Raw genomic sequence first — 13671 nt, forward strand, 5'->3', positions numbered from 1 at the left:
CCCTCACGGAATCCGGTCAGCGTGGCGGCGGCGGGCAGCCCAGCCGGGCGGACGATTCGCCCTGGAGTTCGAGGTGCTCGGCCTGCATATCGGCGACGCGCTGGCCGATCTGCATCGCCCGCTGGACCGCCTGCAACATCCGGAGGCGGGCATCGTGCGAATACACCCGAGTCTCCGTCGCCACCTTTCGCGCACGCGCGGACGCGTTCTTCGCAGCGACCAGCGTCTGCCTGGCATGCGCGACTTCCGCCGCGAGTAACGAGTTCATCGACAGCCATGATCCACCAACCGCTCGCCGGACACCGCAACCAGGGTTCCCGCGCCGGATCTCTCGCCCGGCGAATCCATGGTGCACACAGTGGCTTTCGACCGGGAGGTGCGACGATGGGCCACTGTGCGCCGCCCCCTCCGACTACTGGTCCTCGTCGTGCTCTCGGCTGCCGGGCTCGGGCTGGTCGTCCCGTGGCCGGTACCCGCGCTCACCGCACCGGCCGTCGTCGACGCCCGGCCCCTGAGCTGCCTCGATGCCGCGCTGACGCGGTACGGGAACGCCGGGAGCGGCTGGACCGGCGGCGATTCGACCTGGTCGGCGGCATTGCCCGAGGGCCGCGAGGTGTTCGCGTTCTCCGATACGTTCCTGCCGCCCGTGCATCCGCCGGGCAGGCCGCCGGATGCCGGATTCGTGCACAACTCGTTCGTCGTCCGGGAGGCGGACGGCCGCCTCTCCACCGTCGTCGGCGGCACCGCCGAGCGTCCGGCCGCGGTGCTCGCGCCGCCGGATCCCGGGCACTGGTTCTGGCTGGGCGCGGTCACGTATCCGGATGGCGCGCTTCAGGTTCCGGTCACCGAGTGGCGATCCACCGGGCCCGGATCGCTCGATATCGAGTTCGCCGGGTCGTCGGTGGCGCGGTTCGACGCGCACGATCTGCGCCGGCCGATCTCGGTCACGCCGTTGCCTCGCGACCGCGGCATCCAGTGGGGGCAGTGGGTACAACCGGACGGCCCGCGGACCTATGTGTACGGGGTCGAGACCGCGGGTGACGCCAAATACCTGCACGTCGCCCGCGTCGACGGCGGCGATCTCCGGCACCGGTTCTCGTTCTGGACCGGACGCGGCTGGTCCGACGACGAGGCGGACTCGGCCCGGATCACCGACGGGATCAATGCCGAATTCTCGGTCCACCGGGTGCGTGCGGGCGTGTACCTGCTCGTCACCATGCAGGGCGGCGCCGCGTTCAGCGACCGGCTGATCGGCCGGTACGCCCCGTCGCCGACGGGTCCGTTCGGGCCGGCCACCACGCTGTACGTCACACCGGAGACCGGTGCGGCGGGGTCGTATCGCGACCCCGACGTGTACACCTACAACGCACACGTCCATCCGGAGTTCTCCACGCCGACGCGTCTGGTCGTGTCCTACAACGTCAACAGCATCGACACCGCGCCCGGCGGCGATGTCTATCGCCAGGTGAGCATCTACCGTCCGCGCACGGTCCTGGTGACGCTCCGGGGCGAGACGGGCGACGCTCCGCGCGCGGCCTGCCCCTGACCGGAGCCTCAGTACACGGTCGTGGCGTAGGGATCGGCGCGCAACTTGCCGTTGAGCAGGCGGAGGAAGGCGTCGGCGAAGCGGAGCATCCAGACGGTGTCGACGTTGCGGCAGTACTGTGTGCCGGAACCGCCTGTCCCCCAGCCGTTCACGGTCTCCATCGGAATCGCCGGGGCCCATCCGTGCAGGCGGAGGCGGACTCGCTCGGACAGCGCCACCACCGTCTCGACCCGCTCCGGATCGATGCCGAGATGTTTGTCCAGCGAGGCGCTGACGGCCCCCTGACAGCCGAGTGTCGCCTGCGTCCGCCAGTCGGCGCTCGCCTCCGCGAGCCAGGCGGGCCGGTCCGCGACGCGGTCGGCCTCCTCGGACAGCAGATACAGCCACAGCTCCGCCGAACCGTCGCGGCACCAGAATCCGTTGGCGCGGTAATCGATGAAGGAGCTGCCCATGGCCGGACAGTTCACCACGCTCCGCCGCCCCCTCCCACCTCTGGCGACAGTCACCACACTGTCGTCTCCACGGGGGATGCCGAATCCGGTTGCGCCGTCGGGAGTTTCGGCGTGATCCGCCCGGGTGGCCCACCGACCCGGTAAAGAAGGAGGGGTACGGACCGGCGGGCCACCCGGGGGATTCCCATGCTACGTAATAACGGGGAAAAATGTCCGCTAAAACCAGTACGTCGGGGAAATCCGGTCGAATCGCCCTGGCGGGAGCTGGCAGACTGCTGCCACATGGAACGAACCTTCGAGGAGTTGGTCGACGAGGCCGCCGCCGCGCCGGTGGCGGGCTGGGATTTCTCGTGGCTCGACGGGCGGGCCACCGAGCAGCGGCCGTCGTGGGGCTACCAGCGCCTGATGAGCGCGCGGCTGGCGACCGTGGCCGCCGCCCTCGACATCCAGACCGGCGGGGGCGAGGTCCTGGCCGAATCCGAGACGTTCCCGGCGACCATGGCCGCCACCGAATCCTGGCCGCCGAATGTCGCGAAGGCCACCGAACTCCTGCATCCCCGGGGCGTCGTGGTGATCGCCGATCCGGACGAGCCGCCGCTCCCCTTCGCCGACGGGGCCTTCGACCTGGTCACCAGCAGGCATCCGGCCACCGTCTGGTGGGACGAGATCGCCCGCGTATTGCGCACGGGCGGAACCTATTTCGCACAGCACGTCGGTCCTGCGAGCGTCTTCGAACTGGTCGAGTACTTCCTAGGCCCGCAGCCCGAGGCCCGCCTCGAGCGCGATCCGCGCGACGAGGCCGCCGCCGCCGAGGCCGCGGGCCTGCGCATCGCCGACCTGCGCGGCGAACGACTGCGCATGGAGTTCGGCGATATCGGCGCGGTGGTGTACTTCCTGCGCAAGGTCGTCTGGATGGTCCCCGGGTTCACCGTCGAGGCCCACCTCGACCGCCTTCGCGACCTCCACGAAGCCGACCGGCTACCGCGTGGTCCTCGCCGCCGCGACCCTGGACCCGGTGACCACCTCCGCCGGGGTGCGCGTCCTGCCCGACGCCACCTTCGAGGAGGTGTCCGCGCGCGGGATCGACACCCTGGTGGTGCCCGGGTCGGTCGAGGTCGACGACCGCCGCCGGGTGCGCGCGGTGACGGATCCGGCGGTGGTCGAGTGGGTGCGGCGGCTCGCGGCGGGCACCCGGCGGGTCGCCTCGGTCTGCGTCGGCGCGCACCTGCTGGCGGGCGCGGGGCTGCTGGACGGTAAGCGCGCCACGACGCACTGGTCGACCGCGCGGCAGCTGGCCGCGGACCATCCGGCGGTCGAGGTGGACGCCGACCCGATCTTCATCCGCGAGGGCGATGTCTGGACCGGGGCCGGGCTCAGCGCCTGCCTCGACCTGGCTCTCGCGCTGGTCGCCGACGATTTCGGCGAGGCGGTGGCGCTGCGGGTCGCGCGGCAGCTCGTGGTGTATCTGAAGCGGCCCAGCGGGCAGAGCCAGTTCAGCGTCTCCGTCGAGCCGATCTCCACCACGCGCCGCATCGAGGATCTCCGGCACTACATCACCCGCCACATCGCCGACACGCTCACCGTCGACGATCTCGCCGCGCACGCCCACGTCAGCGCCCGCCAACTCACCCGCATCTTCAAGACCGAACTCGGCACGACCCCCGCCGCCTACCTGGAGTCCGCCCGCGTAGAGGTGGCCCGCCACCGCCTCGAGACCACCGACGACACCCTCGACCGCATCGCCTCCACCTGCGGTTTCAACACCACCGACACCCTCACCCGAGCCTTCCGCCGGACATTGGACACCACCCCCGCCGCCTACCGAAACCGTTTCCGGGTGCGGTGATTCCGGCCGAAAGCATGCCGGAAAAATGAGGGGGCATGCCGGAAACGGAAGAAGGGCGCACCAGGCGTGCGACGGATGTTCCTTCCCCGGCGCGCTTCCTCCCTCCCCGGCGCGCTTCCTCTTTCCCCGGCATGCTTGCTCTTTTCCCCGGCATGCTTTTGGCCGGGGTCACGTCACGGCGACTCGGCGACGGGAGGTGGCGGGGCGGCGGGAGGTGGCGGGGCGGTCGAGGTCTATGAGGATGTAGGGGTCGGTGGTGGCGGCTTGTTTGCGGGGGTGGGCGCGGCGGTATGTGGCCGTGAGGATTTCGTATTCGGCCGTTCCGGGGAGGACGGCGCGGGCGAGGCCGGTGAGACGGTCGCGGTCGGTGCGGAGCGAGACGGGGCGCGGGGCGCGGAAGCTGCGCCACCAGGTGGTGGCGTCGGCCCGGCGGGCCCGCACGACCACGCCCCCGGGCGAGCGCGCGTACGACACCGGTAGCGTCCACGTCCGGTCCGACTCCCGGAAGCGGAGTTCGCCGACGGTTCGCCGGAGACCGAACGGTAGCCGCATCGCGATCAGTAGAGCCGAAGCACCGAGGCCCGCGGTGATGTCTCTAATGGTCACGTCGGCCGCCTTCTCGTCGTCGCACATTCGGTGACATGCTTCGATGATCCGGCGGCCGCGCGGCCGACCCCAGTGACCAAAGTCCCCGCGCGGGATTCCTTTCGACCGCATCTCCCCCGAAACCGCATGTCCAGTCCGACCTGCGTGTTCCGGGGGAGGCGAAAGGGCTTTGCTGGACGGTCGCTGTGAGGGATCATGGAGCAGTGGTGCGAGGTGCGCCGCGGTGTCAACTGAGTATTTTCCACGATCGGCTTCCGCTACCCAGGAGGACGAGATCCATGGTGATTATTCGGAACTACCGGCGTCCGGCCCTCATCGCGAGCGTCTTCGGGACGATGGGGCTGGCCGTCGTGACGGCCGCCGGCCCCGCACTGGCCGCCAATACTGTCGACGTCACCGGTGTCGGCCCCGCCAATATCGGGGTGAACTACGCCTGCGACGCCGGGTCCGGGGTGACCAGCATCCAGGCGATGGCCGGCGACCCGAACGCGGAGGCCGCGTCGGCCAGCGGCAAGCAGCCCGACGTCACCTGCGACGGCGCCCAGCACAGCACGGTGATCGTGCTGACCGGGGCACCGCTGGCGGTCGGGCAGCAGGTGCAGATACGCGTGGCGCTGACCGACAGCACCGATACCGTCGTCACGGGTCAGGCGAAGGTGTTCACCCTGGGCTAGCCCGGACATGCGAAAAGGCCCGGAGAGTACGCGACTCTCCGGGCCTTTTCGCACCGCCGCTACGGGTGGCCGAGCACCCGATCGATGAGATCGGGCGCCACCCCGAGGTAGTTCTCCGGGCGCAGCAGATCGTGGATCTCGGCTATCTCGAGGTGCTCGCGGACCGCCGCATTGCCCGCCAGCACCGCGGCGAGCGAGGTCCCGGACTCCGCGGCCTCGAACGCGGCGGTCTGCAGCACCTTCTTCGCCCCCACGCGCCCCAGCAGCGGCGTCAACCGGATCGACAACCGCTCCGAGACCAGCTGCCCGGCGCTCAGCTCGAGGCTCCGGCGCATGCGGTCGGTGTCGGCGCCGAGGCCGTCGGCCAGTTCGGCGGCGGTGTGCGCGCTGCCGCCCAGCAGCAGCAGGCATTCCCGCAGCGGCTGCCACTCCGCGTGCCACGCGCCGGGTGAGCGTTCGTCCTCGGCCAGCATCGCGGTGAACAGCGTCGACACCAGCGCCGGGATCTGTAGCGACGCGGATCGGATCAGCGTGGCGAGCACCGGATTGCGCTTCTGCGGCATGGCCGAGGATTCCCCGCGGCCGGCCGCGACGGGTTCGTACACCTCCATGACCTCCGTGCGCGACTGCGAGATCACGTCGACGGCGAATTTGCCGAGCGCCCCCGAGGTGGTGGCCACCGCGGCGGCCAGATCGGCGAACGGGGTGCGGACGCTGTGCCAGGGCACGGGGCTCGGGACCAACGCCAGCTCCGCGGCGAATTCACCGGTCAGCCGGGTGTAGATCTCCGTGCCGCTCGCATCGGCCAGCTCACCGCCGCTGCGGCGCGCGCATTCGATATACGAGGCGAATGTCCCGGCGGCGCCGCCGAGTTGGACGGGCAACCCGTGGTCGCGGACCTGACGCAACCGGTCACCGGCGTCGAGCAGACCCTGGACCCAGCTCGCGACCCGGGCCCCGAAGGTCGTCGGCACCGCGTGCATCCCCAGGGTCCGCGCGGCGAGCAGCGTATCCCGATGCCGAAGTCCCAGGCGGGCAAGCGAATCCACGCTCGCCTCCACGTCGGCGATGATCGTGGACAGCGCCCGGGAGGCACACAGCACGGTCGCCGTATCGAGGATGTCCTGACTGGTCGAACCCCAGTGCACGTAGTGCGCGGCGGCCGGGTCGGTCGCCGCCACCACGCGTTGCAATTCCTGGACGAAGACGACCACCGGATTCGCCGCACCCCGCGACGCCCGGGCGATCGCTCGCGTGTCGAACCGATGCGTCCGCACCGCCGCGGTCATCTGCGTGACGGCGTCGGCCGGAATGATGCCCAGCCGCGCCTGCGCGCGGGCCAGGGCCAGCTCGGCCTCGAGCATGGCCTCGATCCAGGCGTCGTCGGACACCAGATCCTCCACCGGCACACCGGCCCGCACCGGCGCCAGCAATCCCTTATCCACCACCATCGACGTACTCCTTTCGATCCAGCCGGTCGCCCGCGGTCCGGTACGCGGCGAGGACGGCGCGGGCGATGCCGTCGTTGTCGGACAGCGTCACCGAGTTGACGCACGGGCGCGGGCCCGCGGCGGTCACCCAGTGCACGGCCTCGGTGGGCACGCCGACCACGTAGCGCCGGGGATGGGCGACGCCCTCGCCGTCGAGCAGCGCGTGGGTGTCGCGCTCCACCTCGACGCCGCCGGTGCCGTAGCGGCTGCCGTCCGGGTTAGTCACCGCGAAGCCACGGATCTCCTTGCGCCGCAGCAGGTTGTGCAGCAGGACGTCCCCGGTGGCGCGCAGATCCGGTTCGGGCAGGCGCGCGTCGATGAGCACCGTCCCCTCGACTTCCGACCCCTCGACCAGCGGGGAGTCGGTCACGAAGCGGCCCGCCCCGGCATCGAGGCGCACCCGCATCCCGGGCCCGACGATCCGCACCACGCCCGCCCGGATCAGCGCCGACAGCTCCGCGATGCGCACGGCGGGCGGGCCGATGGACAGGAACGCGTTCAACGGCGTGTACCAGCCGTCGAGATCGTCGCGGTAGGACCGGCCCGTGATACCGCCGTGGTCGACGATCAGCCGCACCTCGTTGCGCAGGTCGCGCAGCACGTCCAGCGCGGCCTTGACCGGGCCGTGCACATTGCCCATCCGGGCGTTGCGCACGTCGGTGTCCAGGTAGTCGAGCAGCCAGTCGCGGAACTCCGCGACGCCGCCGAAGCGGCGTCCCTCGGCGGGGTCGACCAGGGCGGTCCAGTCCCAGCGCCGGTCGGGCTCGATCCCGAATTCGGCGAGTACGTCGGCCGCCGCTCGCTCGGTCGGCGCGTCGAGATAGCGCGTCCGGAACCAGCGCAGGTCGCGCGGGCTGACCCGGTCGGCGATCAGCACCGCGTAGTAGACCGCCTCGACCTCCCGCGCCACCAGCGGCCAGACGTCACGACGGAAGGAGATGTCACCGAAACGCTCGGCGCGGCTGCGCAGTTCGGCGATGCGGGCCGGATCGAGCAGCGTCGGTACATGCCGGTCGTCGAGGGCCTTCTGGTTCTCGCCGCGCGCGTGGTGCGGCACGCCGCGCCGGCACCCGGCGACGATGAACGGCTCACGGCCGGAGGCGATGTACTCCAGGGTCCCGTCGGCGTGGGTCTCCTTGAAATACCCGCCGCGGCCGACCGTCAGCAATGCCATGTAGTCGAAGAACGTCAGGCCGAGACCCCGGATGATGGCGGTGTGCCGCGCGGGCACCCGGTCCATGTCCACATCCGCGGCATTGATCGGGGAGATATGCATCAGCCCCGGCGGCAGCTCACCCGCCCAGCACCGCCCGCCGGGTTCCGCCGGTTCTCGCGGCGCGACATGGCCCTGCGCGAGAACGACCGCGTGCAATCCGCCGATCCGCTCCCCCGTGCTCAGCGTCAGCTCTTGCAGACCCGCCGGATCGTCGCGGAGATCGGTTGCCGTGGCGGTGATCTCGTGGGTGCGCACCCAGCGCGCGTACCTGTCGCGGATGTGCTCGTAGGCCCAGCGCAGGTAATGACCGTAGAAGGCGCGGGTCGGATAGGTGTTCGGCAGGGTGCGGCACGCCTCGGTATACATATCCTCGGGCAGGCCGGCGAAATTGCCGATCTTCGTCAGAAAGCTGGCCCATTCGAACAGGCTGGGGCCCGCGATCACGGGCCCGTCCATCTCCACGCTGTCGTCGGTGTAGATGGTGACCTGTGCCGCAACGGTATTCATCAGCAGATGCCGCGATTGGCCGGTGCGCCAGACGGTTCCGGTGCCGACCCTGGTCGAATCGATGAGATAGATCTCGGTCTCGATATGGTCCTCACCCCGGAGGATATTGGCGCAGAGCCGCTCGAAAAAGCTCAGACCTCGGGGGCCCACGCCGACTACTGCGATGCGTAACGGATCTCGGGATTCGGATCCATGCCTGTGCCTAGCCACCACGATGTCACCCTCATGAAATACGCGAAGGGCCGCCCGGCGATTCGATCGGTACTCTACCGGCAGCCACGTCCGGACACGACCGTTCGCCCGGGCGCCCTGCCGGCGCCCGGGCGTAACGAACAGTGTTATGCGGTAACGGTTTCGGCGCTCGGCGCCGCGACGGCGGCGTCCTCCTCACCGCGGGTGTTCACTGTGCGCAGCGCGGTCAGCGCGCCCGCGGCCGCGATGAGTCCCGCGACCAGCAGCGCGCGCCGGAAGCCGGCGGTCGTCGCGTCCAGCGGCAGCTGTCCGGCGGCCAGCAGGCCCTCGGTGCGCGAGATCGAGATCGCCGTCAGCACGGCCACGCCCAGGGCCACGCCGAGCTGCTGTGCGGTGGTCAGCAGCGCCGCCGCCAGCCCGGCCTTGTCCGCCGGCACACCCGCGTTGGCGGCGGTCGTATTGGCGACGAAGACCGCCGCCGACCCGGCCGCCGTGATCATCAGACCGGGCAGCAGGTCCTGGAGATACGCGCCGTCCGTCGGGATCCGCGACAACAGCAGGATGCCGATCCCGGTGACCAGCGCGCCGATGACGATGACGGGCCGAGTTCCGGTGCGGGGCACGATCTTCGACGTGACACCCGAAACCACGATGATGGTAGCGCTGAACGGCAGGTAGGCGCAGCCCGCCTTGATCTCGCCGTAGCCGAGCACCGTCTGCGTGTAGAGCGTGACGAAGAAGAACAGCGACATCATGCCCGCGGCCACGAAGCCCTGCGTCACATCGGCGGCGGCGATGCCGCGGATACGGAAGATCGACAGCGGCACAAGGGGATTGGAGAACTTGTGCTCGTTGATCACGAATCCGGCCAGCAGTGCCGCGGCCACCGCGAGCTCGACGATCGTGCGGGCGCTGCCCCAGCCCCGGTCCGGGGCCTCCACCAGCGCGTAGACCAGCAGCATCAGGCCACCGGTGGCCAGGACCGTGCCGAAGACGTCGAATCCGCCGCGAATGTCGTTGCGGCGGTCACTGGGAATCAGCAGCGGGAGGACGACGAGGATCAGCACACAGACCGGCACGTTGACGTAGAACACCCACCGCCAGCCGGGGCCCTGGGTGATCAGGCCGCCCAGCAGCAGCCCGGACGCGGCGCCGAGCCCCGCGATACCGGCCCACACGCCCAGCGCCGTGCTGCGGTCGGAGCCCTCGCGGAAGCTGGTGGTCAGGATGGACAGCGCCGCGGGCAGCATGAGCGCCGCACCGATGCCCTGAGTGCAGCGGGCGCCGATCACCAGTTCGCTGTTCTGCGCCAGACCCGCTGCGGCGGAGGACAATCCGATGATCGCGGTGCCGGTGATCAGGACGCGCCGCCGCCCGAGCAGATCCGCCAGACGCCCGCCCAGCAGCATCAGACCGCCGTAGGTCAGCAGGTAGCCGGTGGTCACCCACTGCAGGGTCGACACCGGAAGACGCATCTCACGCTGGATGGCCGGCAGCGCGAGGTTGACGATCGAACTGTCGACGAAGTCCAGGAACGCGGCCGTGCACAGCAGCACCAGCGTGAGCTTGCCGCGGCGGGTCGCCAGGAACGACGGTGTCTGGGAAGGTGAACTCACAACGCTCTCTCTTTCCCGGATGAATGTCATCCGCTATCAGCCCGAGAGGGCCGGGGCGCCGCCGAGTGTGACAACGCATCGGTCTTTCGAGAGATAGATCACTTTCGGGTATGCTCGTCATGTTTTGCGGCACTGTCGTATTCCGAGGTCGGACGCCTGTTCCAGGAGGGAAACGATGACCGGCAGCGCCGAAGAGGACGCGACTCGGGTATTCGCCGACCACCGCGAACTGCTGTTCTCGGTGGTCTACAACATGCTCGCCAGCGTCGCCGACACCGAGGACGTCCTGCAGGAGACGTGGCTGGCGTGGGTGTCGCGCAATTCCCCCGGCGGCGACGAGATCGAACATCCGCGGGCGTATCTGGTGCGGATCGCGATCAACCAGGCCCTGGCGCGCCGGGCGGCCATCAGCCGCCGGCGCGAGACCTATGTCGGCCCCTGGTTGCCGGAGCCGCTGGTCGCGGGCGACGCGCAGACCGGCGACAGCGCCGACGCCGCCGAGATCGCGCTGCGGTCGGAATCGGTGTCGATGGCGATGCTGGTGGTGCTGGAAACCCTGAGCCCGCTCGAGCGGGCCGTCTTCGTCCTGCACGACGTCTTCGGCTACTCCCACACCGATATCGCCGGGATGCTGCACCGCAGCGACGCCGCGATCCGCCAGCTCGCCCATCGCGCCCGCGAGCACGTCCACGCCCGCCGTCCGCGCCGGCAGGCGGATCCGCGGACGCAGCGCCGGGTAACCGAGAAGTTCCTCGTCACCTCCCAGCGCGGCGACGATCTGGCGGGACTGCTGGAACTGCTGGCGCCGGACGTGACGCTGTGGTCCGACGGCGGCGGCAAGCGCCGGGCCGCGCTGCGGCCGGTCGAGGGCCGCGAGCGGATCCTGCGACTCATCGCGAATCCCGGCCTGCTGCAACAGGTCCCCGCCCTCGAGATCGGCTACCGGCTGGTCAACGGCGACCCGGCGGCGGTGCTGTTCTCCGACGGCGTGCCGTTCACCGTCGTCGTCCTGGACATCGATCCGGCCACGGAACTGATCCGGGGCATCTACGCCGTCAGCAACCCCGACAAACTCGCCCACATCACCACTCGAGCAGGGTGAGGCCCACCGACATACCGCCCCCGAATCCGACCAGGAGCACCTTCTCGCCGGGCCGGATCGATCCCGACCGGGCGGCGCTGTCGAGGGTGATCGGGATGGACGCCGCGCCCGTATTGCCGAAGTACGGCACCGTCGTGTGCACGGTGGTCTTCCCGAGCCCGAGTTGCTCGACGAGCTGTGCCAGCAGGACGCCGTTGGCCTGATGGGGAATCAGGTGTGTGACGTCGTCCGGCGAGGCGCCCGAATCGTGCAGGAACTGCTTGATCAGTACGGGCAGCCGGTCGGCCACGAATTCGCGGACGCCGCGGCCGTCCATCGTGAAATAGTGCGCGCCCAGTTCGTGCGCCGCCGGGTCGTAGGGCCGCCGGCTGCCGCCCGCCGGTACCTGGATCAGCGAGGTCAGCGCGCCGAAGGTGTGCAGCGAGGACCGCTGGATACCGCCCCTCGCGGCCGGGCCGACCACCGCGGCCCCGGCCCCGTCGCCGAACAGGACCACCGTCCGGCGATCACCGCGATCGAGGATCCGGGAGTAGGTGTCGGCCCCGACGACCAGGCCGTATCCCCCGCCCGCCCGCGCGACGGCCGCCTCCATCGTGGCGAGGGCGAAGACGAAGCCCGAGCACACGGCGTTCATATCGAACGCCGAGGCCGCGTGCGCGGACAGAGTGTGCTGGACGAAGGCCGCGGTGGGCGGCTGGGAGTGATCGGGCGTGGAGGTGGCGACCACGATGGCGGTCAGTTCCCCCGCGCCGATGCCCGCCGCGTCGAGCGCCCCGAGCGCCGCCCGCGTCGCCAGATCGGAGGTGGCCTGGCCGGGCAGCGCCCAGCGGCGCTCGCGGATCGCGGTCTTGCGGATGATCCAGTCGCTGTCGACGCCGGCCGGAATCCCCACCTCGCTGTTGGTGACGACGCGTTCCGGCAGGTACGCGCCGGTGCCCAGTACGCCGACGCGGGTCATGGGACGGTCCTCCCGGTAGGAAGGGCGTCGACGCTCGCCGGCGCCGGTTCGTCCAGCTTGCCGTCCGGTTTCTCGGACGTCGCCGCCAGCGAGTTCTCGGACGTGCGGCGCGACCGCTTGCCCGAGAACCGGGTCATCAGCGGCAGATCGACCCAGTGGTACAGGGCCGCACCCGCCAGCGTCGAGACGACCAGGCTCAGCGCCGCGAAGCCCAGCCAGCCCGGCCACCCGAACTGGCGCCCGCCGATGAACAGCCGCGTGATCAGCACCATCACCGGGAACTGGATCAGGTAGAACGCGAACGACACATTGCCGAGCCACACCATCGGACGGGACGAGTTCACCCCCCGGATACCGCGCAGATCGCGCGCGGCGAGGGTGGCGACCACGGCCGTCATCGGCGCCAGCAGCAGCGCCGACATCTTGTAGTTCACCGGCACCACCCACGTCGCCGCGTAGGCGAGCGCGAGCGCGAGCAGCGGCGGGGCCATCCGGATATTGGTCCACCGGCCCTCCAGCACCATCCGGGCCGCGAGGACGCCGAGGAAGAACTCCGGCAGCCGCGACAGCGGGAAGTTGTAGCTGAGCCAGTACGCCGGCGCGACCGGGATGTCGTCGCGGGCGAACCACGCGGGCGAGGAATGCAATTCGAACATCGGCGAGACGTTCCCGCCGACCAGCCGTGCGGCGAAGGCGTTCTCGATGCCCTTGGGGCCGTCGACGAACAGGAAGTACGCGGTGTGCAGCGCGAGGATGAACAGGAACAGCGCCACCGCGCACCGCATCAGCCGGTCGGTGCGGATACGCCGGACCAGCGGCAGCACGATCGGGAAGGTGAAGTAGAACAGCATCTCCGAGGCCAGCGACCAGGACGGCACGCTGAGCCCGCCGACGGTCGTGGATTTCGGGAACCAGGTGTGCACCAGCAGCAGATTCGGCACCCACACCACCAGCCGGTGCAGGGGCACGCTCGCCACCACGATGAATATCGCCGAGGCGATCAGATGCGAGGGATAGATCTTCAGTACCCGGCGCCAATAGAACCGCGGCACAGAGGATCCCGGCCGGAACGACCAGTAGATGATGAAGCCGGACAGCACGAAGAAGAACGTGACGCCCGCCGCGCCCAACTGCATGGGCATGAAGAAATGGATCCGGCGGAACAGTTCCGATTTCTGGAACGGGTACACCGGCAGGAACAGCAGGGCGTGGAGGAGGAAGACGGCGAACGCCGCCCACCACCGGGCCCCCGTCAGCGACGGAAGGGCCGGGCGGCTGCGCGCGATATCGGACGACACCGCGGGCTCGGCCCGCGGTGTCGTCGTCGTGGGACTGTCGGTCACGACAGGACTCGATCAGTACCCGGCCTGCGGATCGAAGCCCTCGTCCGGCAGGGTCGGCGGGGCCGGCTTCGGCTCGGGCGCGGGGGCCGGGGCCGGAGCGGGCGCGGGGGGCGGGGCGGGCGC

General features: G+C 70.2%; 12 protein-coding genes and 1 pseudogene. 5 read left to right on the forward strand and 8 right to left on the reverse strand.

Annotated features, from left to right (window positions below; translation table 11 throughout):
- Positions 1-16 precede the first annotated feature (16 nt).
- Complete coding sequence (locus ON41_RS24320; protein ID WP_040750050.1) at positions 17-268, reverse strand: hypothetical protein; 252 nt, start codon at positions 266-268, stop codon at positions 17-19.
- 90 nt (positions 269-358) lie between these two features.
- Here ON41_RS24320 and ON41_RS24325 point away from each other — a divergent pair, with 90 nt between their 5' ends.
- On the forward strand, positions 359-1546 hold the full coding sequence (locus ON41_RS24325) for a DUF5005 domain-containing protein (protein ID WP_157185610.1): 1188 nt from the start codon (positions 359-361) through the stop codon (positions 1544-1546).
- Positions 1547-1554: 8 nt separating this feature from the next.
- Here ON41_RS24325 and ON41_RS24330 read toward each other — a convergent pair whose 3' ends face one another.
- Positions 1555-1998 carry a hypothetical protein gene (locus tag ON41_RS24330; protein WP_040750051.1) on the reverse strand — a complete coding sequence of 148 codons (444 nt, stop codon included), beginning with the start codon at positions 1996-1998 and terminating at the stop codon, positions 1555-1557.
- A 282-nt stretch (positions 1999-2280) separates the two neighbouring features.
- On the opposite strand from ON41_RS24330, the pseudogene ON41_RS40585 reads away from it, so the two are divergent.
- Positions 2281-2967: pseudogene (locus ON41_RS40585) on the forward strand (methyltransferase domain-containing protein); the annotation flags it as partial.
- A 64-nt stretch (positions 2968-3031) separates the two neighbouring features.
- The gene (locus ON41_RS24345) at positions 3032-3844 is read left to right on the forward strand and encodes a GlxA family transcriptional regulator (RefSeq protein ID WP_338088184.1); all 813 of its coding nucleotides are present in this window, start codon (positions 3032-3034) and stop codon (positions 3842-3844) included.
- 168 nt (positions 3845-4012) lie between these two features.
- Here ON41_RS24345 and ON41_RS24350 read toward each other — a convergent pair whose 3' ends face one another.
- The gene (locus ON41_RS24350) at positions 4013-4477 is read right to left on the reverse strand and encodes a hypothetical protein (protein ID WP_040750054.1); all 465 of its coding nucleotides are present in this window, start codon (positions 4475-4477) and stop codon (positions 4013-4015) included.
- A 251-nt stretch (positions 4478-4728) separates the two neighbouring features.
- Between ON41_RS24350 and ON41_RS24355 the strand changes: the two genes are divergently transcribed.
- A complete protein-coding gene (locus ON41_RS24355) occupies positions 4729-5124 on the forward strand; it encodes a hypothetical protein (protein ID WP_040750055.1) in 396 nt (131 codons plus the stop codon).
- A 59-nt stretch (positions 5125-5183) separates the two neighbouring features.
- Here ON41_RS24355 and ON41_RS24360 read toward each other — a convergent pair whose 3' ends face one another.
- From ON41_RS24360 to ON41_RS24370, 3 genes are all read right to left on the reverse strand, one after another.
- Complete coding sequence (locus ON41_RS24360; protein ID WP_040750056.1) at positions 5184-6575, reverse strand: class-II fumarase/aspartase family protein; 1392 nt, start codon at positions 6573-6575, stop codon at positions 5184-5186.
- Positions 6562-8487 (reverse strand): FAD/NAD(P)-binding protein, encoded by a 1926-nt coding sequence (locus ON41_RS24365; protein WP_246829601.1) that lies wholly within the window; start codon positions 8485-8487, stop codon positions 6562-6564. The genes ON41_RS24360 and ON41_RS24365 overlap by 14 nt, the downstream gene beginning before the upstream one ends.
- 188 nt (positions 8488-8675) lie before the next feature.
- Entirely contained in the window at positions 8676-10145 is a 1470-nt protein-coding gene (locus ON41_RS24370) for an MFS transporter (protein WP_040750057.1), read from the reverse strand.
- Between the two features lie 175 nt (positions 10146-10320).
- On the opposite strand from ON41_RS24370, the gene sigJ reads away from it, so the two are divergent.
- Positions 10321-11247, forward strand: a complete 927-nt coding sequence (sigJ, locus tag ON41_RS24375) for an RNA polymerase sigma factor SigJ (protein WP_040750058.1) — start codon at positions 10321-10323, stop codon at positions 11245-11247.
- On the opposite strand, the gene ON41_RS24380 is transcribed toward sigJ, so the two are convergent.
- A complete protein-coding gene (locus ON41_RS24380) occupies positions 11228-12205 on the reverse strand; it encodes a 3-oxoacyl-ACP synthase III family protein (protein ID WP_040750059.1) in 978 nt (325 codons plus the stop codon). The genes sigJ and ON41_RS24380 overlap by 20 nt on opposite strands.
- Entirely contained in the window at positions 12202-13548 is a 1347-nt protein-coding gene (locus ON41_RS24385; protein ID WP_083905595.1) for an acyltransferase family protein, read from the reverse strand. Before ON41_RS24385 ends, ON41_RS24380 begins: the two co-directional genes overlap by 4 nt.
- Positions 13549-13671: the final 123 nt, after the last annotated feature.

The organism is Nocardia transvalensis NBRC 15921 (assembly GCF_000308875.1).
GTDB lineage: Bacteria > Actinomycetota > Actinomycetes > Mycobacteriales > Mycobacteriaceae > Nocardia > Nocardia transvalensis.